We start from the raw sequence: 20,419 nt of genomic DNA on the forward strand, positions 1-20,419 counted from the left end.
AAAAACTTGCAAACGAGAAAGACAATGACTTCATTCGCAACGACAACAAGCCAATATTTAACATCTGAATATTTACGTGTATTACCTGAGCAGTATGGTAGCCCTGTTTGGGTTTATGATAGCGCGGTGATTATTGAGCGTATCAAGCAATTACAAGTTTTTGATACTGTCCGCTTTGCACAAAAAGCATGTTCGAATATTCATATTCTGCGCTTAATGAAACAACAAGGCGTTAAAGTCGATTCTGTTTCTTTAGGGGAAATAGAACGTGCGCTGGTGGCAGGGTTCCAGCCTGGACGTGAGAACTCAGAAATCGTATTTACAGCAGATGTGCTCGATAGAGCCACATTAGCGAAAGTGACTGAGCTAGATATCCCTGTGAATGCAGGCTCTATTGACATGCTTGAGCAAATTGGCGAACAAAAAGCTGGCCATCCTGTTTGGTTACGCATCAATCCAGGTTTTGGTCACGGCCATAGCCAAAAAACCAATACTGGTGGTGAAAATAGTAAGCACGGTATTTGGCATGAAGATTTACCTGCAGCGTTAGAGAAAATTCGCCATTACAATTTATCGCTAGTTGGTATCCATATGCATATTGGCTCAGGGGTTGACTATCAACATCTTGCCGATGTGTGTGATTCTATGGTGGCGTTAGTCACAACCGCAGGGGTTGACCTTCATGCCATTTCAGCAGGCGGTGGGTTATCAACCCCTTATCGTGAAGGTGATGAATTAATCGATGTACCGCATTATTACAGCCTATGGGATAACGCTCGCCAACGCATCGAACAACACTTAGGGCACAAAATTGAACTTGAAATAGAACCCGGCCGCTATTTAGTTGCTGAGTCTGGGGTACTATTAGCAGAAGTGCGAGCCGTTAAAGATATGGGTAGTCGCCACTATGTGCTTGTAGACAGTGGTTTTAATGACCTAATGCGTCCAGCGATGTATGGCAGTTATCACCATATTTCGGTATTACCGATGGATGGACGTAACCTTGATGGGGCCCAACTAAAAGACACAATTGTTGCTGGCCCACTGTGTGAATCAGGAGATGTATTTACCCAGTTAGAGGGCGGTTTAGTGGTAACCCGCGCTTTACCCGAGGTGAAAGTTGGCGATTTTCTGGTTTTTCATGACACTGGCGCTTACGGTGCATCCATGTCATCAAACTACAATAGCCGTCCATTATTGCCGGAAGTGATGTTTGTTGATGGTAAGCCACAATTGATTCGCCGCCGCCAAACGATTGAAGAGCTATTGGCTCTGGAGCTGTAAGTCTTCCTTTCATTATAGATAACTGCATCTTACTCATAGGGCTATTATTGTAAGATGCGGTTATTCTGATTCACCACATCTATATTCCCATGTACTTTACCTACCTTGTATAAATTCTACGCAACATAATAAAAGCTAGAAGGTAAAAATCAGTGCAAAAAGTGATGAGGGTTCTTCGTAAACTGTATAAGTACGAAAATAGCCAATATGACGTTGGTCGTGAGGTTTCTGTTTATAGTCAAAGTACACTGTCAGCCAAAGAACAATTGGAACTCGCTCGAATTAATTGGCAAGTGAATCACATTGAGTCTTTCAATGACCATGCTGATATTATGCACAAGTTCAACAGTTTAAAAAAAGAGGAAAAACTCAGCCAAGAGCGCTGTTTTGATACTTTTATTGCAGGTGTTGGCGGAAGTTATTTACGAGGACGTTCAGTGCTAGGTGCTTTTCATAAGCTCAAAAATATACAGATTCATGACTATATAGAAAAACCACAATTAGCCTGTTGCTGGGTATGCAGTGATTACAATCGAAAAATTCACATCAACGATAGTTACTTTCAATATTGCTTGTATTACGGAAATTCCTATACAGGTAATACCTCATATGCTTATTTAAATTTAAAACACTTACTTAATGTTGAGCCAGTACAACCGCTTGGGGACGATAAAATTAAATTTAACCAGTTATTGGATTTATTTCGTTCTGCTAAGGATGATGAAACCCCCGGCCATTTTGAAAAGCGTTTGGCTGAAGCCAAAATAATCCCGGGTAATAAATATACACATAGAGGGGTTTTACAATCTCTAGCATTGATCGGTGTGATACCAAATCAGTTTATTCCTTTATCATTAGCGTCGAGGGTTAATTTTGGTGACCTTGTGAGTACTGAGTCCCAGTTAAACAATACTAAAGGTCGCTCAGATATGGAGATGCCATGGGCTGGCTGGAAGGGGCATTTAGGTATTGATGAAGACAAAGTAGCCGAATATTTCAGTGATTATTTGCTTTAAATCTAAATGACAAAGGGAACTCTTGAGTTCCCTTTGATTTACTAGCTAAAATTAATCAAGCCGCTTTCTTTTTCTTACTAGTTTCTTCATTTGAAGGTTCATCTGGTGACTTTTTTGTCGGAAGTACACCCAAATCATCAAACTCAAACTCATCGACGTTAATCGTCCGTAACCGGCTTGCTTCTGCTTTACGCAAGATATCAGCTTCTTCTTGCGTAATTACGTTTTCAGGAAGTAGTTGGTCAGCAAGTTTATCTAAGCGAGTAAAGCTGAGTTTACGCTCTTTTAAGCGGCAGATACGTTCGAAAATAGGTTCAGCAGCAATGATATCGAGCAGAGCTTGGTTTACAAGGCCATGAGGGTTGTTTTCCGTAGGTGTTAAATACTGCCCACGGCCCAACCTATCACGTGTTTCTGATGGTTCCATCAGGATTTGAGCCAGTTTATGGTCTAGTCGGTCTGATGGTGTTGACATCGCACGGCCAGTAGGGAATAGGGTGATGCGCATTACCCCCGCAACCAACTTGTTAGGGAAGTTTTTCAGGAGATCATCCATCGCTTTTTCTGATTGATATAAACAATCTTCAACCGCCCATTTCACTAATGGTAAGTCTGCTTTTTGGCGACCTTCATCTTCATAACGTTTTAAGGTTGCAGATGCGAGATACAAGTTGCTTAAAATATCCCCTAAGCGAGCAGAGATACGTTCGCGGCGTTTCAAGCTACCCCCTAACACACCCATGGCAACATCGGATAGTAATGCTAAGTTGGCACTTTGGCGGTTTAGCATTTGATAGTAACGGCGCGTTTCATCTTTGGTTGGTGCATGACTTCCGCGACCATTGGTTAAACCAAGCCAGAAGCTACGGAATTGATTACTAACCACATGACCTATATGCCCAAATACGGCTTTATCGAATTTATGTAAGTTATTATCTTGTGCTGCGGCCATTTCTTCTAATACGAATGGATGGCAACGGATAGCCCCTTGACCGAAGATGATCATACTGCGGGTTAGGATATTTGCCCCTTCAACCGTAATGGCGATAGGTGCGCCTTGGTAAGCTCTGGCAACAAAGTTTGAATCCCCAAGACAGATGCCTTTACCACCCGTAATATCCATGGCATCAATAATGGCGCGCTGGCCACGGTGTGTACAGTGGTATTTAACAATAGCGGATAAAACGGCAGGTTTCTCACCTAACATAATTCCAGAGGTGATGAGAGTTGCTGCTGCGTCCATCAGATAGGTATTACCTGCGATGCGAGCTAGTGGTTCTTCAATACCTTCCATTTTACCAATTGGTAATTTGAATTGACGGCGAATATAAGAGTAAGCCCCTGTCGCGATAGCAATACTCTTCAAACTACCAGTTGAGTTCGATGGTAATGTAATACCACGACCGACAGAAAGACACTCAACCAACATTCTCCAGCCTTGGCCTGCCATTTTTGGCCCACCGATAATGTAATCGATTGGAACAAAAATATCTTTTCCGCGTGTAGGACCATTCATAAATGGAATATTTAGTGGGAAGTGGCGATGACCAATTTCAACGCCAGGGGTATTGGTTGGAATTAGTGCACAGGTGATACCAAGGTTTTTCTCGCCACCTAATAGTTTATCAGGGTCTGAAAGTTTGAATGCGAGGCCTAATACAGTGGCAATTGGTGCCAAAGTAATATAGCGTTTGTTCCATGTTAAGCGCATTCCTAATACTTGCTCGCCTTGCCATTCACCCATACAAACGACACCTGAATCTGGGATAGCACCAGCATCGGAACCTGCCTCAGGGCTGGTTAATGCAAAGCACGGAATTTCTTCACCCGTAGCTAAGCCTGGTAAATAGCGTTGTTTTTGTTCATCAGTGCCGTAATGCTGCAGTAATTCACCCGGACCTAATGAATTGGGTACCCCTACAGTGATAGCAAGAATACCGGAGACACCAGCGAGCTTTTGTAGAACCTGAGATTGCGCATAAGCAGAAAACTCTAAGCCACCGTATTCTTTTTTGATGATCATCGCGAAGAAGCGGTGATCACGCAGGTATTGCCACACTTCAGGTGTTAGATCTGCCAGTTCATGGCTCACTTCGAAGTCGTTGACCATGCCACAAACGGTTTCAACAGGCCCATCAATAAAAGCTTGTTCTTCTGCGGTTAGCTGTGGTTTTGGATAGTTATGCAATTTATTCCAATCTGGCGCTCCGCGGAAAAGGTCGCCTTCCCACCACGTTGTTCCTGCGTCAATGGCTTCCTTTTCTGTGCTCGACATAGGAGGCATGACTTTTTGGAACATTTTCATCGCGCGGATAGAGAAAAGCGATTGGCGTACAGGAGTGAAGACAAAAGGAAATAATACCAAGGCAACTGGCAGTAACATCCAGTAGCTCCAAATATCGATGACTCCCATAACCGCGGTATAAGCCAATAATAATACTGAGCTAAAAACCAAAGATGTTTTGTGATAACAAAGTACGCCTATTAAGGCGAGAAATAACACGATGCTGAGAAGGATCATAGCGAAGCTCCTGTCTACTTGTAAGAGGTCTGACCTGTTTGTTGCTTTAATCTATACCCATTAATAAAGAATTAGCAATATATTTACATCCTAATTACAACTTAGCTCACAAAAACGTCATATAAAGGAAAATATCGTAGTAATTTGTATTATTGGCTCTATGAAAAGTCAGGTTATTAGCTATGAGTCACGATGAATTTTGTCGGTAGGATCAAGACAGCGCAATCAAAAGTAGAAACAAAATTATCCCTGTGCAACAATCTGACTATTAAAGATTAATTACTGATATCTATCTGAGTTTTGCCATGGAGCGCCATTTTTCTTTTAGGATAATTTGAATCTGAATTAATCGTGTTTTTTATAACGTATTCTTAATTAAGAGGAAATCTCATGTATCAAGACCTAATCCGCGGTGAGCTGACAGAAGCGGCCGAGACGTTATCGAATTTCCTTAGCGATGACGCCAATATTGCTGCTATCCAACAGGCTGCCGTTTTACTGGCTGACTCTTTTAAAGCGGGTGGCAAAGTATTATCTTGTGGTAATGGGGGCTCTCACTGTGATGCAATGCATTTCGCTGAAGAATTAACAGGGCGTTACCGCGAAAACCGTCCGGGCTATCCTGCGATTGCAATCTCAGATGTGAGTCATTTATCTTGTGTGAGTAATGACTTCGGTTATGAGTATGTTTTTTCACGTTTTATTGAAGCTGTTGGTATGAAAGGCGATGTTTTACTTGGAATTTCTACCTCCGGTAATTCTGGGAATATTATTAAAGCGATTGCAGCTGCGCGTGAAAAAGGTATGAAAGTCATCACATTAACAGGTAAAGATGGCGGGAAAATGGCGGGAACTGCGGATATTGAAATTCGTGTCCCACACTTTGGTTATGCCGACCGTATTCAAGAAATTCATATTAAAGTTATTCATATCTTAATTCAGTTAATTGAAAAAGAGATGGTGAAATAACGTTATTACTGTTTCAGGAGTTTTTTAAATGTGCGAGTTACTTGGCATGAGTGCCAATGTTCCAACTGATATTTCGTTTAGCCTCAGTGGGTTGATTTCCCGAGGAGGTCAAACGGGCCCACATAAAGATGGCTGGGGAATCACCTTTTATGAGGGGCTCGGGTGTCGCACATTTAAAGATCCTCAACCTAGTTTTTTATCACCTGTCGCTCGCTTTGTGCAGGAATATCCGATTAAATCAGAAAGTATTGTTGCTCATATTCGCCAAGCAAACCGAGGGGATGTGTCGTTAGTGAACACTCACCCCTTTACACGGGAGCTATGGGGGCGTAATTGGACTTATGCGCACAATGGGCAGTTAAAAGGCTATCGTACACTAAAAACTGGGCGCTATTGCCCGATAGGTGAAACCGATAGCGAATGGGCATTTTGTTGGATACTTCATCAACTTAGTGAAAAGTATCCACGTAGGCCATCGAATTGGAAAAGTGTGTTCCGTTTTATTGCGACACTAGCTGACCAATTGCGTCATAAAGGCGTATTTAATATGTTGCTGTCCGATGGGCAATATATGATGGCCTTTAGCTCGACGAATTTACATTGGCTAACGCGTAAGGCACCGTTTGGTAAAGCAAAATTACTTGACCAAGATATTGAAATCGATTTCGAACAGTGTACGACACCTACTGATGTGGTCTCTGTGATCGCAACGCAACCACTCACGGGCAACGAAAACTGGCAGCGAATTGACCCAGGCAATTTTGTCTTATTCTATCTTGGTGAGCGCATATTGTGATTTAGACCCTAACAATTTTGTTGGGGTCTCAGCTTGGTCAATAACCGCATATTTACCTAAAGAGACTGACACCTCAGCAGGCCTTCCTGTGCGGTTGAAATACTCATAGGCCGGTTGTAATTGTTTCCAAAAAGCATAGTGGCTGGAATTGCGATAGCGCAGCATATTTTCATTTGTCATTTTAAATGGATAAATGCTGACATTAATGACGGACTGTCCACTGAGTAAGGCTGTTTCTACTGTTTGGTAAATCTCACCCATATATTTGTCCGTCATGGCATAACATCCCACAGAAACGCAACTGCCATGGATCATAAGATAGCTGCCACTATAACCTTGTGCTTTATCAAACTCATTAGGAAAACCAATATTGATAGATCGGTAATACCGACTATTAGGATTGAGCTGTTCGGCAGTAATTTGATAAAATCCTTCTGGACTTTTCAGGTCACCTTCAATTTTTTTGGGGCCTAGCCCGCCAGAAAACTTACAAATTGGGTAAGTTTTCGACAGTTTATATTTTCCTGATGGCGTTTTTTGGTAGAGTTCTAATAAACCTTCTTGCTTAAATATTTGAATAAAAATAGATGAGTTTGGGCTATCCGATACGTTATTATTAAGTAGAAATGAATAGTTACTTGCCTGAATAACAGGAGAATATATGAGTACAAATAAGAAAATTGCACTAAAAAATTTACTTAATTTCATATCTAAGCCATATCAAGAAAATGTTATTGAATAAAAAGAGTACATATTTTATGCATTCTAGACGAGTAAATCGAAAATTAATATAGTTTGTTAATAGTTTTTAAATGAACCTTTATTGTTTAAATAATGAACAATGATCGATAAATGTGAGCTTAAATATCGATAATATCGAATTGTTAACAAAAAAATTTAAATATTAATGCAATTTGCTTGAACTATGTCACTTCTATAGCCGGACATAGAGAGTGGGAACTGATAAAATTATGGTTGGCAGAAGATAAAATTTAGTAACAATTATGTGAGAATACCTGCTTAAGTGATGCCTATTGCTTGAGCTATTTTTTATTTAATGAGTCGCTATCATTCATTGCTGAATCGTTAGCTTAGGGTTTAACTGATAAACTTGTGCAGATCTTATGATTAAAATTAAAAAAGGCCTCAACCTTCCTATTGCAGGTGAGCCAGCCCAAGTGATAGAAGACGGCCCGAAAATTCAACACGTAGCTGTGCTAGGTGAGGAATATGTCGGAATGCGTCCTTCGATGCTGGTTAAAGAAGGTGAGCGTGTAGTTAAAGGACAGGTTCTTTTTGAAGATAAAAAGAACTCAGGGGTTTTATTTACAAGCCCAGCCTGCGGTAAAATTGTTGCTATTCATCGTGGTGAGCGTCGTGTGCTTCAATCTGTTGTCATCGAAATAGATGGTGATGAACAAGAAACTTTTGCAGCTTATACTCGTGATGAGCTATCTACATTAACGCAACAGCAAGTCGAAGAAAACTTGATAAAATCGGGTTTGTGGACTTCTTTAAGAACGCGTCCATTTAGCCGTTCTCCACAACCAGGTTCTTCACCTATCGCTATTTTTGTCACTGCAATGGATACCAATCCACTTGCAGCGGATCCTATTTTAGTTATTCAAGAGCAAGAACCAGCATTTAACGATGGGCTTTTGGTTCTAAGCCGTTTAACAGAAGGTAAAATCCATGTTTGTCATGGAGAGGGAGACTTACCGAAGAATACGGCTCATAACCAAATTTCTTATACCCAATTTATAGGGCCGCATCCTGCAGGTTTAGTGGGAACTCATATTCATTTCTTGGAACCCGTTAGCATCAAGAAAAAAGTTTGGAGCCTTAATTACCAAGACGTTATTGCTATTGGTAAGCTATTTGTTACGGGTCACCTATATACAGACCGCGTGATTTCATTAGCAGGGCCACAAGTTGAAAAGCCTCGTCTTCTGCGTACTCGTCTAGGTGCTGATTTATATGAATTAACACAAGGTCAGCTTAAAGCGGGTGAAAATCGTATTATTTCTGGTTCAGTCCTTTGGGGCGTGACATGTGATGATACTCATCACTATCTTGGTCGTTTTCACAATCAAGTTTCAGTGTTAGCCGAAGGTCGCAATAAAGAGTTATTTGGCTGGATTATGCCTGGTGTTAATAAGTTTACGATTACGCGTACCACAATCGGGCACTTCCTGAAAAATAAACGTTTTAATTTCACAACGACAATGAACGGCGGTGAGCGTTCGATGGTACCAATTGGTAATTACGAGCGAGTCATGCCTCTCGATATCATGGTCACTCATTTGTTGCGCGATCTCCTCGCTGGAGACACTGATACATCACAAGAATTGGGCTGTTTAGAGTTGGACGAAGAAGATCTAGGTTTATGTACCTATGTTTGCCCAGCGAAATATGAATATGGTCCAGTGCTACGTGATGTTCTGACCAAGATTGAGCTAGAAGGGTGATTCCATGGGTCTGAAAAATTTATTTGAAAAGTATGAGCACCATTTTGAGCCCGGTGGAAAGTTAGAAAAATACTATGCGTTATTTGAAGCAGTTTCGACTGTTTTTTATACGCCGGGTACGGTAACAAAAGGGCGTTCTCATGTCAGGGATACCATCGACCTGAAACGTATGATGATATTGGTGTGGCTAGCGGTTTTCCCAGCGATGTTCTGGGGAATGTATAACGTTGGTAACCAAGCCATCCCAGCTTTGCACCAATTATATAGCGGGGCGGAGTTACAGCAAGTTCTCGCGAGTGATTGGCATTATAGCTTAGCACAGTTTCTAGGTGCATCACTTTCGATGGATGCAGGGTGGGGAAGTAAAATGCTGCTAGGTGCAGTGTATTTCCTTCCTATTTATGCTGTCGTTTTCTTAGTCGGTGGTTTCTGGGAAGTTTTATTCGCCATGATCCGCGGCCATGAAATTAACGAAGGCTTCTTTATTACCTCGATTTTATTTGCCTTGATTGTGCCACCAACCATTCCTTTATGGCAGGCTGCATTAGGTATCACTTTCGGGGTTGTTGTTGCGAAAGAAATTTTTGGCGGTACTGGGCGTAACTTCTTAAACCCAGCATTAGCTGGCCGTGCTTTCTTATTCTTTGCTTATCCTGCTCAAATATCAGGTGACTTAGTTTGGACTGCAGCAGATGGCTTCTCTGGTGCGACACCATTATCACAATGGGCAACCGGTGGTGAGCATGCCCTAATGAACACGGTGACTCATGAACCTATTACTTGGATGCAAGCCTTTTTAGGTAATATGCCAGGTTCAATTGGTGAAGTGTCAACACTGATGTTGTTTATTGGTGGTGCTCTTATCATGTTCTTCCGTATCGCATCATGGCGTATTGTTGCTGGCGTGATGGTTGGCATGATTGCAATGTCCTACCTATTCAATGCTATTGGCTCTGATACTAACCCGTTATTTGCCATGCCATGGTGGTGGCACATGGTACTTGGTGGCTTCGCATTCGGTATGATTTTTATGGCGACAGACCCGGTATCAGCGTCTTTCACAGACAAAGGTAAATGGGCGTACGGCATTCTGATCGGTGTAATGTGTGTTCTTATCAGGGTTGTTAACCCAGCTTATCCAGAAGGGATGATGCTGGCGATCCTATTCGCCAACCTGTTTGCTCCTCTGTTTGACTATCTGGTCGTTCAAGCAAATATTAAGCGGAGAAAAGCTCGTGGCTAATGAAAAACCAATGAATAACGATAGCGTCGGCAGAACATTTCTAGTTGTTTTTATTCTTTGTCTAGTTTGCTCTATTGTCGTCGCAGGGGCTGCAGTTGGTCTAAAACCACAGCAGCAAGAACAGATTCAGTTAGATACTCAACGTAATATTTTAAGTGTTGCTGGCTTGCTGCAACCTAAAATGACCGCTGAGGAAGTTCAAGATGTATATAAGGATCGTATCGAACCTAAACTTTTGAATTTTAAAACTAATGAATTATCTGATAGCACTAGCCGTTATGACTTAAATAGCGAGCTACGCAGCGAAGAAACGAGTATTGCACTCTCTCCTGCAGAAGATATTGCAAAAATTCGCCGTCGTGCCAATAGCGCTGAAATCTATTTAGTTAAAGATGAAGCTGGAAAAGTATCACAAATTATTTTACCTGTTTACGGCTCTGGTTTGTGGTCTGTCATGTATGCCTTTATTGCGGTAGATGTAGATGGTGTCACCTCTCGTGGTATTACTTACTATGCACATGGCGAAACACCAGGGCTGGGCGGTGAGGTTGATAACCCTCAGTGGAAAGCCCAATGGCCAGGTAAAAAACTGTTCAATGAGCAGGGGGTTCCGGCAATTAAAATAGTGCGCGGTGGTGCGACAGATAACCCATTCGGTATCGACGGCCTTTCAGGTGCGACTCTAACATCAAACGGAATCCAGCATATGTTTGATTTCTGGTTAGGGGATAACGGTTTTGGTCCGTTCCTGAAAAAAGTACGTGAAGGAGCGCTGAATAATGGCTGATTCAAAAGAAGTAAAACGCGTCCTACTTGGACCGTTATTGGATAACAACCCAATTGCTTTACAGGTATTAGGGGTTTGTTCTGCACTGGCAGTGACAACGAAGTTAGAAACAGCACTCGTTATGACGATTGCTGTAACCTTAGTGACGGCATTTTCTAACTTCTTTATTTCACTCATCAGGAATTATATTCCGAGCAGCGTACGTATTATCGTTCAAATGGCAATCATTGCTTCTTTAGTTATTGTGGTTGACCAAATTTTACGTGCATATGCCTATGAAATATCAAAACAACTTTCTGTATTTGTTGGCTTGATTATTACTAACTGTATCGTAATGGGGCGTGCTGAAGCTTATGCAATGAAAGCACCACCAATTGAAAGCTTCATGGACGGTATTGGTAATGGCCTAGGTTACGGTGTGATCCTTGTTTTAGTCGGCTTTTTACGTGAGTTATTTGGTTCCGGCAAATTGTTTGGTATCACAGTTTTTGAATCACTACAAACCGGTGGTTGGTACATGCCAAATGGCCTGTTCCTCCTCGCGCCAAGTGCATTCTTTATCATCGGTATGCTGATTTGGGGGTTACGTACCCTGAAACCAGCTCAGGTAGAGAAGGACTAATCACATGGAACACTATATTAGCCTGTTTGTTAAAGCCATTTTTATTGAAAATATGGCATTAGCATTTTTCTTGGGAATGTGTACCTTCCTTGCGGTATCGAAGAATGTAAAAACTGCTTTTGGACTGGGTATCGCTGTAACGGTAGTTCTTGGGATTTCTGTCCCAGCTAATAACTTGGTATACAACTTAGTATTGCGTGATGGTGCGATTGCTGAAGGTATCGACTTATCCTTCTTGAACTTCATCACGTTTATCGGTGTTATTGCCGCGTTAGTTCAGATCCTTGAAATGATTTTAGATCGCTACTTCCCATCACTGTATAACGCGTTAGGTATCTTTTTGCCATTGATTACCGTTAACTGTGCCATTTTTGGTGGTGTTTCTTTCATGGCGCAACGTGACTATAACTTTAGCGAATCGGTCGTATATGGGTTCGGTTCGGGGATCGGTTGGATGCTCGCAATCGTATTGATGGCAGCTATTCGAGAGAAGATGAAGTACTCAGATATTCCATCGGGTCTAAAAGGGTTAGGTATCACCTTTGTGACAACCGGTTTAATGGCATTGGGCTTTATGTCCTTCTCCGGTGTGCAGCTATAAAGGCGAGAAGAATTCATGGAAATTATTATTTTAGGTGTCGTGATGTTTACCCTGATTGTCTTGGTGCTGACAGGCTTAATCCTGTTTGCAAAATCCAAGCTAGTCAACACAGGGAACATCAAAGTTGAAGTTAATGGCGATCCAGACAAAAGTTTTGAAGCTCCTGCGGGTGACAAGCTATTAGGCATGTTATCAAACCAAGGTATTTTTGTTTCATCAGCGTGCGGTGGTGGTGGCTCTTGTGGTCAGTGCCGTGTGAAAATCAAAGAAGGCGGTGGTGATATTCTGCCTACTGAGCTTTCTCACATTAATAAACGTGAAGCAAAAGAAGGCTGCCGGTTAGCGTGTCAGGTCAACGTTAAGCAAGATTTAAAAATTGAGCTTCCAGAAGAAATATTTGGCGTGAAAAAATGGGAGTGTGAAGTTATTTCTAATGATAACAAAGCCACTTTCATTAAAGAGCTGAAATTGAAAATTCCAGAAGGAGAGGTCGTTCCTTTCCGTGCGGGTGGCTTTATTCAGATTGAATGCCCGGCACATGTTGTCAAATATGAAGATTTTGATGTACCAGAAGAGTACCGTGAAGATTGGGATAAATTTAACCTATTCCGTTATGTGTCTGAGGTTAAAGAGCCAACTGTTCGCGCCTATTCCATGGCAAACTACCCGGAAGAGCATGGTATTATCATGCTAAACGTGCGTATTGCTACACCACCACCTCGTAATCCGGATGTTCCACCAGGAATTATGTCCTCTTATATTTGGTCATTAAAGCCAGGGGATAAAGTGACTATTTCTGGGCCGTTTGGTGAGTTTTTCGCTAAAGAAACGGAAGCTGAAATGGTGTTTATCGGTGGTGGTGCGGGTATGGCACCAATGCGTTCTCATATATTCGACCAACTGCGCCGCTTAGATTCTAAACGTAAGATTAGTTTCTGGTATGGTGCACGTTCTGTCCGTGAGATGTTCTACACCGAAGATTTTGACCAACTCGCTGCAGAACATGAAAACTTTACATGGAATGTAGCACTTTCTGACCCTATGCCTGAAGATAATTGGAATGGTTATACTGGCTTCATCCATAATGTCTTATATGAAAACTACTTGAAAGATCATCCAGCACCGGAAGATTGTGAGTTCTACATGTGTGGTCCTCCAATGATGAATGCTGCCGTGATCAAAATGTTGAAAGACCTCGGAGTTGAAGATGAAAATATCTTATTGGATGACTTCGGTGGTTAAGCAACTTAGCTGATTTTATTAGACTAATCAAAGTCAGTAGACAGTAACACTTTAAAGAGGGAAAATATTTTCCCTCTTTGTGATTTTAGTAAATCTATTAAGCGCTAATTAGTTAACGGTTAATAGGTAGGTTTATGATTATTTTGACTGGAACATTCTCTGCATGGGTGACGATGTAAAGTGTGTTAGTAGTCTGGGCGGCCTTAACAAAATGCGCTCATGATTGACGCGGAGAAAATTATGCTAAGTAAAAGAATTTATACCTCGGTACTGCTATTTGTTGCAGCACTGTTTCTTACTGCCTGTGGTGGACCTGAACAACAGAATCTTCAGGGGCAAACAATGGGTACGTATTATTCGGTTAAATATGTCACAGATTCTTTGGAGCCAAAGCCTGAAGCAATTCAAGCCGAAATAGATAAACGTTTGGAAGAAGTTAACGACCAAATGTCAACATATCGCCCAGACTCAGAATTAAGTCGTTTTAATCAGTTTAAAGAAGTCAATACACCGTTCCCTGTTTCTGCAGCAACGGCAACTGTAGTTAAAAAAGCCATTGAAATTAATAAGCTGACAGATGGTTCATTAGATGTAACGGTTGGGCCTTTAGTTAATTTATGGGGGTTTGGCCCTGAAGGAAGAGTCACTAAAGCACCTTCGGATGAAGAATTGGCTAAGCGCAGAGCATGGGTTGGTATCGAAAAACTCGCTGTTCAAGATAATAACTTAATTAAAACAATCCCTGAGCTATATGTCGATCTTTCCTCCATTGCGAAAGGTTATGGTGTCGACGTTGTTGCTGAATATTTAGAATCATTAGGTATCAATAATTATATGGTTGATATTGGTGGTGAAGTGCGTACGAAAGGAACAAATGGTAAAGAAGTGCCATGGCGTATCGCAATAGAAAAACCCGCATCGGATGGTGTCAGCCAAACAGCACAAGAGATTATTGAACCAGGTGACCGCTCTATCGCTACATCAGGGGACTACCGTAATTACTTCGAGCAAGATGGCGTTCGTTTTTCTCATACGATAGACCCAAAAACAGGAAAACCAATCACACATAATTTAGTCTCTATTACAGTAATTGCAGAAAATTGCATGAGTGCTGATGGCTTATCTACAGGACTAAATGTTTTAGGGCCTGAAGTTGGCTTTGCTTTAGCTGAAAAAATGAATATTCCTGTTTTTATGATTGTTAAGACAGATAAAGGTTTTGAAGAGCGCTATACTAAGGCATTCGAACCATTTTTAACCAAAAAACAGTAGTTGTAGGAGGATAAAAAATGCTGAATATTTTTATTGCAGCCTTTGCACTGTTTTTGCTGGCCTTTTTAGGTATGTCACTTGGGTATATTATTAAACGTAAGAGTATCCAAGGTAGCTGCGGCGGGTTAAGCAGTATTGGTGTTGAAAAGGTGTGTGATTGCCCTGAGCCTTGTGATGCACGTAAAAAACGTATGGCGCGTGAAGAAGCCCGTCAAAAATTACTGGATAAAAACCGTATTATTTGAATAGTAATATTTAACGGTTCTATAACTAGTAATGAGCCGGAGATGTCTAAATATAGTTATTAGACATCTCCAAATATTACTTTCCCGTTATACAGTCTAAATTAATTGCATTTTCTTAGCACATGAAACAGAGACAGGGTAATTAACATGCATGCTTTTTGTCTCACCATCAAATCTAATCGTGACCTTTCCATTATCATTGTTGTTAATTTGGCAAGGTAAAAAATCACCACTACTCCACAGTTCATTACTTTTCGTAGTAATTTTAGCTTTCCAAGCACTTTTACCTGTTGTTGAGTAAGGGAATGAATTTACGTTAGAGCTAGATGTGGCATGTGCTAGATTATAAAATATAAACACATTATCATAGGGGTTATCACTATTATGATAATGTATTTCAACTTTCCTTAATGTTTCATTCCAATAATTCTCGACAATCATTGTTCCAATATTTGACATATAAAACCTTTTTTAAATTATTTTAAATAGAATTTTTGTGATGGATTAAATATATCAAGTTTTCTATAGCAGTAAATTAAGAACAATTATTATTAATTGATGAAAAGAATGTTTTTAAGATGTGATTTAATTCCTAAGCTATTATTAAAGTAATAATAGCTTAGGTGATGTTATTAGATTATTTTTTAAATGCTTTTGGGGAATCAACCATTACAGCATCAACACCAATTTCTTTTGCGAGTTGGTAGTCACTGTCATTATTAACACCAAAGACAATGATATAGGCATTGCCATTTTTTCTAAAACAGTCAATGGCTTCTTTATCCCATGAAAGGGTTGCTGGCGAGCGTGCTTCGCCTAAAGTATATTTTTCGACCACTTCAACTTTACGATGTAGTTCAAAGCCATACCAGCGAGTTGTTGTTTTGTCATTTTCTATTGAGCATTGATGGTTCATCACAACATTTGCCAACAGGGTGCGAGTCTCATCACGACTTTCAAATAATGGGATCTTTGGAGAAAGGGATTTGAGTGCTTTTAAAAATTCATCATTAGTGGAATAAAAACGTACTTGGTTAAATGCATTAGTTTTATCTAAGAGAGCTAAAATCGCCTTTGCTTGAATATCAGGGTTGGCATCAGGGGATTTTAAATCTACGTAGAAAGTTGTGTCTGGGTATTTTTGCAGAATATTTTCTAGTGTAGTGATAGTTGTTTTTTGTAAGGGGAATTGCTGATTATGTTTTTGACTAAACTTATAAGCAGCATTGACATGATTGAGTTGTTCTACTGTATAAGCAGATACGTTACCTTTTTTGTCCGTCAATGAATCTAGATCACTCGGACGATATAGGACTAATTGATTATCTTTACTAAGTTGAACGGTAAGCCAAATAGCATCGGCATTATTTTGCTTGGCTAAATCAATGGCATAAATTGTGTTTTCTGGTGCATCTGCTGTTCCTGCACGGTGAGCTACAATTTTAGGGGATAGTGCTAAATTAGGGGATAGTGCGAAAACTGTTTGGCTAGCAAGCAGCATAATGAGAGGAGCCATAAATTTAACATATTTTGATGTTGATATAATTGCCATAGAGATGATCCATAAATAGTTTTTCAAGATATTGTTGTTGGTAAAACAACTCTTTTTATTACTTTTTTGTTTAAAAGTAAGTAGTAATACTTATTTTTAAGACAAACTTTAAGCCGAATCTAGAGTTGGATAGCTTGGCAGATGATTATTGCAATAATATGAATTACCTAGTTATCATGGAGTTAGCTTTTTCATTCGTCAATTTTATGGTGATGTGACAATAATTGCATGGCTAATAAAAATACTGTATATTTAATCAGGTGTTTGATTAGCAGAGTTAACCCGTGCGTAAAATTATTCATATTGATATGGACTGCTTTTATGCAGCGATCGAAATGCGTGACGACCCAAGCCTTCGTAATGTCCCCATTGCAGTGGGGGGAAGCGCAGATCGCCGAGGCGTTATTAGTACTGCAAATTATGAAGCCCGTCGCTACGGTGTTCACAGTGCGATGTCTACTGCGATTGCACTTAGGCTTTGCCCTCACTTGAAAGTGGTTCCTGGGCATATGGCACTTTACAAAGAAACCTCCCTGTATATTCGAAAAATATTTGCTCGCTATACTGACCTCATAGAACCACTTTCTCTTGATGAAGCTTATTTGGATGTCACTGATTGTACGCAATTACATGGCTCTGCAACGCTAATTGCTGAGGCCATTCGCCAGCAAATCTTTGATGAACTGCAATTAACCGCTTCAGCGGGGATAGCGCCAATAAAATTTTTGGCGAAAATAGCTTCAGATATGAATAAACCCAATGGCCAATTCGTGATCACGCCGCAAAATATGGATCAATTTATTCTTAGCTTGCCCCTTAAAAAAATTCCTGGCGTGGGTAAGGTAACCGCTCAGAAATTAGCGGATATGGGGTTACTCACTTGTGCTGACGTCCAAAAATATGATGTTGTTACATTGGTTAAAAGCATGGGTAAATTCGGGCAGGTACTTTGGGATCGATGCCATGGTATCGATGAGCGTGCTATTAACCCTGATAGACTCAGAAAGTCGGTAGGGGTTGAACGCACCCTTGCAGAAGATATATATCAATGGAGCGATTGTCTGCCTCTGCTTGATAAACTCTATGACGAACTACAATTACGTCTAGCGAAGGTAAAACCCGATCTGCGTATTGCTCGTCAAGGTGTAAAATTTAAATTTGCAGACTTTCAGCAAACAACACAAGAACACGTATACCCAATTCTTAATAAACAAGATTTAGTCCAGATAGCGAAACAAGTTTGGGATAATCGCCGCTTAGGGCGTGGTGTTCGGTTAGTTGGTTTGCATGTGATGCTGCAAAGCCCGCAGCTTGAAAGGCAATTATTACTTGAATTATAAAAAACACCCATCGCATGATGGGTGTTTCATAACAATTAATTGCTTATTCTTTGACTGGAATTGCTTTTAAAACCGCAGTTAGTAATTTCCAATACTCTCCAACGCTTGCAATGTGTACACGTTCATCAGGGGAGTGTGCACCGCGAATAGTTGGCCCAATTGAAACCATATCCATGTCTGGGTAAGGTTTTTTGAATAGACCACACTCAAGTCCTGCGTGGATCACCATGACATTAGGGATTTTACCGAACAGCTTGTTGTAGGTATCGCTGACTAAATGCATTACTGGTGAGTCTGCATCTGGTTGCCAACCTGGGTAGCTACCTTCTGCACGGTATTGGGCTTGTGCTAATTTACTGATAGATGTCAACATGTTAACAACGTAGTTTTTGCCGCTATCGATAAGTGAACGAACAAGGAAGATAATTTCTGCTTTATCTTCAGTTAGTCGTACAACACCTTCGTTAAGTGAGGTTTCAACCACGCCAATGGCAACATCACTCATGCGGATCACACCGTTTGGCGCCGCATTTAAGAAGAAAACAAAACGTTTTTGGCAGTCATCAGAAAGTGCTTTTAATTCGCTTTGCGTTTCATCTAGTAGTAGAACAAGGTTAGGCTCAACGACGGCTAATTCATTTTTCAGAATATCTTCATAACGAGCTCTTAGAGCAGTTAACTCAGCGACTTTGTTCGCAGGAACGGCAATAATGGCGTAAGCTTCCCGAGGAATGGCGTTACGAACAGTACCACCTCTGAAATCTAATAGTTTTAGGTTTAAATCTTCTGCGTGGCCAGCTAGAAAACGTGCTAACAGCTTATTGGCATTACCTAAGCCTAAATGTACATCACCACCAGAGTGCCCACCTTTTAGGCCTTTTAGGGTCATTGTGAAGGTTTTATAGCCTTGTGGTAATGCTTCACGTGTCAGGTCAAACGTAGAGGTAAAGTCAACCCCACCAGCACAACCCATGTAAATTTCACCTTCTTCTTCTGAGTCGGTGTTAATCAGAATATCGGCTTGTAACCAGCCTGCTTTCAAGCCAAACGCACCTTCCATGCCGGCTTCTTCAGTCATGGTCAGAAGAACTTCCATTGGCCCATGCTCAACACTATCATCAGCAAGAACAGCCAACGCAGAAGCTAAGCCAATGCCGTTATCAGCACCTAAAGTGGTTCCTTCAGCGGTGACCCATTCACCATTAACATATGGACGAATTGGATCTGTTTTAAAGTCATGTACCGTGTCGTTATTTTTCTGTGGCACCATGTCTAAGTGAGCTTGTAAAACAACGCCTTTGCGGTTTTCATAACCAGGGGTTGCAGGTTTACGGATCAGAATATTACCCACTTCATCACGTTCAACGTGAAAGCCTTTTTGTTTTGACCAATCAACAATATGTGCGGCTAAGGCTTCTTCGTGGTATGAAGGGTGCGGGATAGAACAGATTTTCGCGAAGATGTCCCATAGTGGTTGGGGGGATAATGTAGCTAGCTCAGACACGTCTCTCTCCTTTTATTTTCCCTTTATATTTCAATCTGTAGCGTTGTTGGCTTCATTCATAAATCCCAGTCACATACTTATGTATGCTCCTAGGATTTACTCATTTGCCGCCTAGCTACAAATTGAACTATTTAGGGATAATATCCTGAATAACCCAGTAGGAGCTGATCGGCAACCAACGTTAATTTCAGCTTCAATTTTAAAAGGAATATTGCTGTAATTATGACCTAACAGCCTGAAGTTTCGAATTAAAGGCTGCCTCTTTTATAAACTCAGGATAACACTTTCTTTTGAGCAATGGACAGTGTAAATGATAATAATTAATGTCGAATGGTGCTTTTTACTGGTTTTTAACCGGCCAAATCACTATAATCTCGCGCAACCTTTTTTCCGCAAGACACATTTCAGATTTACTCAGCAGTCGGGACCCGAATTTTATGAGCGAAAAATATGTCGTAACGTGGGATATGTTGCAAATACATGCCCGTAAACTCGCACAACGTTTATTACCAGTAGAGCAATGGACCGGTATTATCGCGGTTAGCCGTGGTGGCCTTGTTCCTGGAGCACTTCTAGCACGCGAACTTGGTATTCGTAACGTTGACACCGTTTGTATTTCTAGCTATGACCATGACAACCAGCGCGAATTAACCGTGATTAAACGTGCTGAAGGTGATGGTGAAGGCTATATTGTCATTGATGATTTGGTGGATACAGGCGGCACAGCTCAAGCTATCCGTAACATGTACCCTAAAGCCCACTTTGTTACTATTTTTGCAAAACCTGCAGGGCGTCCATTAGTGGATGACTACGTAGTTGATATTCCACAAGACACATGGATCGAACAGCCATGGGATATGGGCGTCGTTTTTGTTAAACCATTGTGTGAACAAGATAAATAAATCTGTGTTTTACGCGAGCTTTAGGTAAAAACATTGTAATTATAAAGTGTTATAG

19 protein-coding genes are annotated in these 20,419 nt (G+C 40.9%); 14 read left to right on the plus strand and 5 right to left on the minus strand.

Features of this window, described 5'->3' with window-relative positions:
• Nucleotides 1-24: 24 nt before the first annotated feature.
• Nucleotides 25-1,284, plus strand: a complete 1,260-nt coding sequence (gene lysA, locus PR725_RS13055; RefSeq protein ID WP_109911968.1) for a diaminopimelate decarboxylase — start codon at nt 25-27, stop codon at nt 1,282-1,284.
• Between the two features lie 152 nt (nt 1,285-1,436).
• Nucleotides 1,437-2,300 carry a hypothetical protein gene (locus tag PR725_RS13060; RefSeq protein WP_227024213.1) on the plus strand — a complete coding sequence of 288 codons (864 nt, stop codon included), beginning with the start codon at nt 1,437-1,439 and terminating at the stop codon, nt 2,298-2,300.
• Between the two features lie 55 nt (nt 2,301-2,355).
• On the opposite strand, the gene fadE is transcribed toward PR725_RS13060, so the two are convergent.
• Nucleotides 2,356-4,821, minus strand: coding sequence for an acyl-CoA dehydrogenase FadE (fadE, locus tag PR725_RS13065; RefSeq protein ID WP_004914110.1), 2,466 nt, complete (start codon nt 4,819-4,821; stop codon nt 2,356-2,358).
• 390 nt (nt 4,822-5,211) lie between these two features.
• On the opposite strand from fadE, the gene lpcA reads away from it, so the two are divergent.
• Both lpcA and PR725_RS13075 read left to right on the plus strand, forming a co-directional pair.
• Nucleotides 5,212-5,790 carry a D-sedoheptulose 7-phosphate isomerase gene (gene lpcA, locus PR725_RS13070; protein WP_004914109.1) on the plus strand — a complete coding sequence of 193 codons (579 nt, stop codon included), beginning with the start codon at nt 5,212-5,214 and terminating at the stop codon, nt 5,788-5,790.
• Nucleotides 5,791-5,818: 28 nt separating this feature from the next.
• Nucleotides 5,819-6,586 (plus strand): class II glutamine amidotransferase, encoded by a 768-nt coding sequence (locus tag PR725_RS13075; protein ID WP_004914108.1) that lies wholly within the window; start codon nt 5,819-5,821, stop codon nt 6,584-6,586.
• Here PR725_RS13075 and PR725_RS13080 read toward each other — a convergent pair.
• Complete coding sequence (locus PR725_RS13080) at nt 6,557-7,294, minus strand: L,D-transpeptidase family protein (protein WP_109911969.1); 738 nt, start codon at nt 7,292-7,294, stop codon at nt 6,557-6,559. The genes PR725_RS13075 and PR725_RS13080 overlap by 30 nt on opposite strands.
• Before the next feature lie 416 nt (nt 7,295-7,710).
• Here PR725_RS13080 and PR725_RS13085 point away from each other — a divergent pair, with 416 nt between their 5' ends.
• The 8 genes from PR725_RS13085 to nqrM all read left to right on the plus strand — a co-directional run bounded on the left by PR725_RS13085 (nt 7,711) and on the right by nqrM (nt 15,066).
• Complete coding sequence (locus PR725_RS13085; protein ID WP_196718533.1) at nt 7,711-9,054, plus strand: Na(+)-translocating NADH-quinone reductase subunit A; 1,344 nt, start codon at nt 7,711-7,713, stop codon at nt 9,052-9,054.
• Between the two features lie 4 nt (nt 9,055-9,058).
• Nucleotides 9,059-10,297 (plus strand): NADH:ubiquinone reductase (Na(+)-transporting) subunit B, encoded by a 1,239-nt coding sequence (locus tag PR725_RS13090; protein ID WP_004914105.1) that lies wholly within the window; start codon nt 9,059-9,061, stop codon nt 10,295-10,297.
• A complete protein-coding gene (locus PR725_RS13095; protein ID WP_004914104.1) occupies nt 10,290-11,084 on the plus strand; it encodes a Na(+)-translocating NADH-quinone reductase subunit C in 795 nt (264 codons plus the stop codon). Before PR725_RS13090 ends, PR725_RS13095 begins: the two co-directional genes overlap by 8 nt.
• Nucleotides 11,077-11,706 (plus strand): NADH:ubiquinone reductase (Na(+)-transporting) subunit D, encoded by a 630-nt coding sequence (locus tag PR725_RS13100; protein ID WP_004914102.1) that lies wholly within the window; start codon nt 11,077-11,079, stop codon nt 11,704-11,706. The genes PR725_RS13095 and PR725_RS13100 overlap by 8 nt, the downstream gene beginning before the upstream one ends.
• A gap of 4 nt (nt 11,707-11,710) precedes the next feature.
• The gene (gene nqrE, locus PR725_RS13105) at nt 11,711-12,307 is read left to right on the plus strand and encodes an NADH:ubiquinone reductase (Na(+)-transporting) subunit E (RefSeq protein WP_004914100.1); all 597 of its coding nucleotides are present in this window, start codon (nt 11,711-11,713) and stop codon (nt 12,305-12,307) included.
• 15 nt (nt 12,308-12,322) lie between these two features.
• Entirely contained in the window at nt 12,323-13,549 is a 1,227-nt protein-coding gene (gene nqrF, locus PR725_RS13110) for an NADH:ubiquinone reductase (Na(+)-transporting) subunit F (RefSeq protein ID WP_004914098.1), read from the plus strand.
• Nucleotides 13,550-13,789: 240 nt separating this feature from the next.
• Nucleotides 13,790-14,821, plus strand: coding sequence for an FAD:protein FMN transferase (locus PR725_RS13115; RefSeq protein ID WP_164528475.1), 1,032 nt, complete (start codon nt 13,790-13,792; stop codon nt 14,819-14,821).
• A 17-nt stretch (nt 14,822-14,838) separates the two neighbouring features.
• Nucleotides 14,839-15,066 (plus strand): (Na+)-NQR maturation NqrM, encoded by a 228-nt coding sequence (nqrM, locus tag PR725_RS13120; protein WP_004914094.1) that lies wholly within the window; start codon nt 14,839-14,841, stop codon nt 15,064-15,066.
• A gap of 96 nt (nt 15,067-15,162) precedes the next feature.
• Here nqrM and PR725_RS13125 read toward each other — a convergent pair whose 3' ends face one another.
• Both PR725_RS13125 and PR725_RS13130 read right to left on the minus strand, forming a co-directional pair.
• On the minus strand, nt 15,163-15,525 hold the full coding sequence (locus PR725_RS13125) for a hypothetical protein (protein ID WP_110732236.1): 363 nt from the start codon (nt 15,523-15,525) through the stop codon (nt 15,163-15,165).
• 178 nt (nt 15,526-15,703) lie between these two features.
• The gene (locus tag PR725_RS13130) at nt 15,704-16,618 is read right to left on the minus strand and encodes a glycerophosphodiester phosphodiesterase family protein (protein WP_110732235.1); all 915 of its coding nucleotides are present in this window, start codon (nt 16,616-16,618) and stop codon (nt 15,704-15,706) included.
• 284 nt (nt 16,619-16,902) lie between these two features.
• Between PR725_RS13130 and dinB the strand changes: the two genes are divergently transcribed.
• Entirely contained in the window at nt 16,903-17,958 is a 1,056-nt protein-coding gene (gene dinB, locus PR725_RS13135) for a DNA polymerase IV (protein WP_004914090.1), read from the plus strand.
• A gap of 43 nt (nt 17,959-18,001) precedes the next feature.
• Here the strand turns inward: dinB and pepD are convergent, their stop codons facing one another.
• Entirely contained in the window at nt 18,002-19,462 is a 1,461-nt protein-coding gene (gene pepD, locus PR725_RS13140; protein WP_109911973.1) for a beta-Ala-His dipeptidase, read from the minus strand.
• Nucleotides 19,463-19,899: 437 nt separating this feature from the next.
• On the opposite strand from pepD, the gene gpt reads away from it, so the two are divergent.
• Nucleotides 19,900-20,364: a xanthine phosphoribosyltransferase gene (gene gpt / locus PR725_RS13145; protein ID WP_004914086.1), complete on the plus strand. Its 465-nt coding sequence runs from the start codon at nt 19,900-19,902 to the stop codon at nt 20,362-20,364.
• Nucleotides 20,365-20,419: the final 55 nt, after the last annotated feature.

The organism is Providencia sp. PROV255, assembly GCF_028478065.1.
Lineage (GTDB): Bacteria > Pseudomonadota > Gammaproteobacteria > Enterobacterales > Enterobacteriaceae > Providencia > Providencia rettgeri.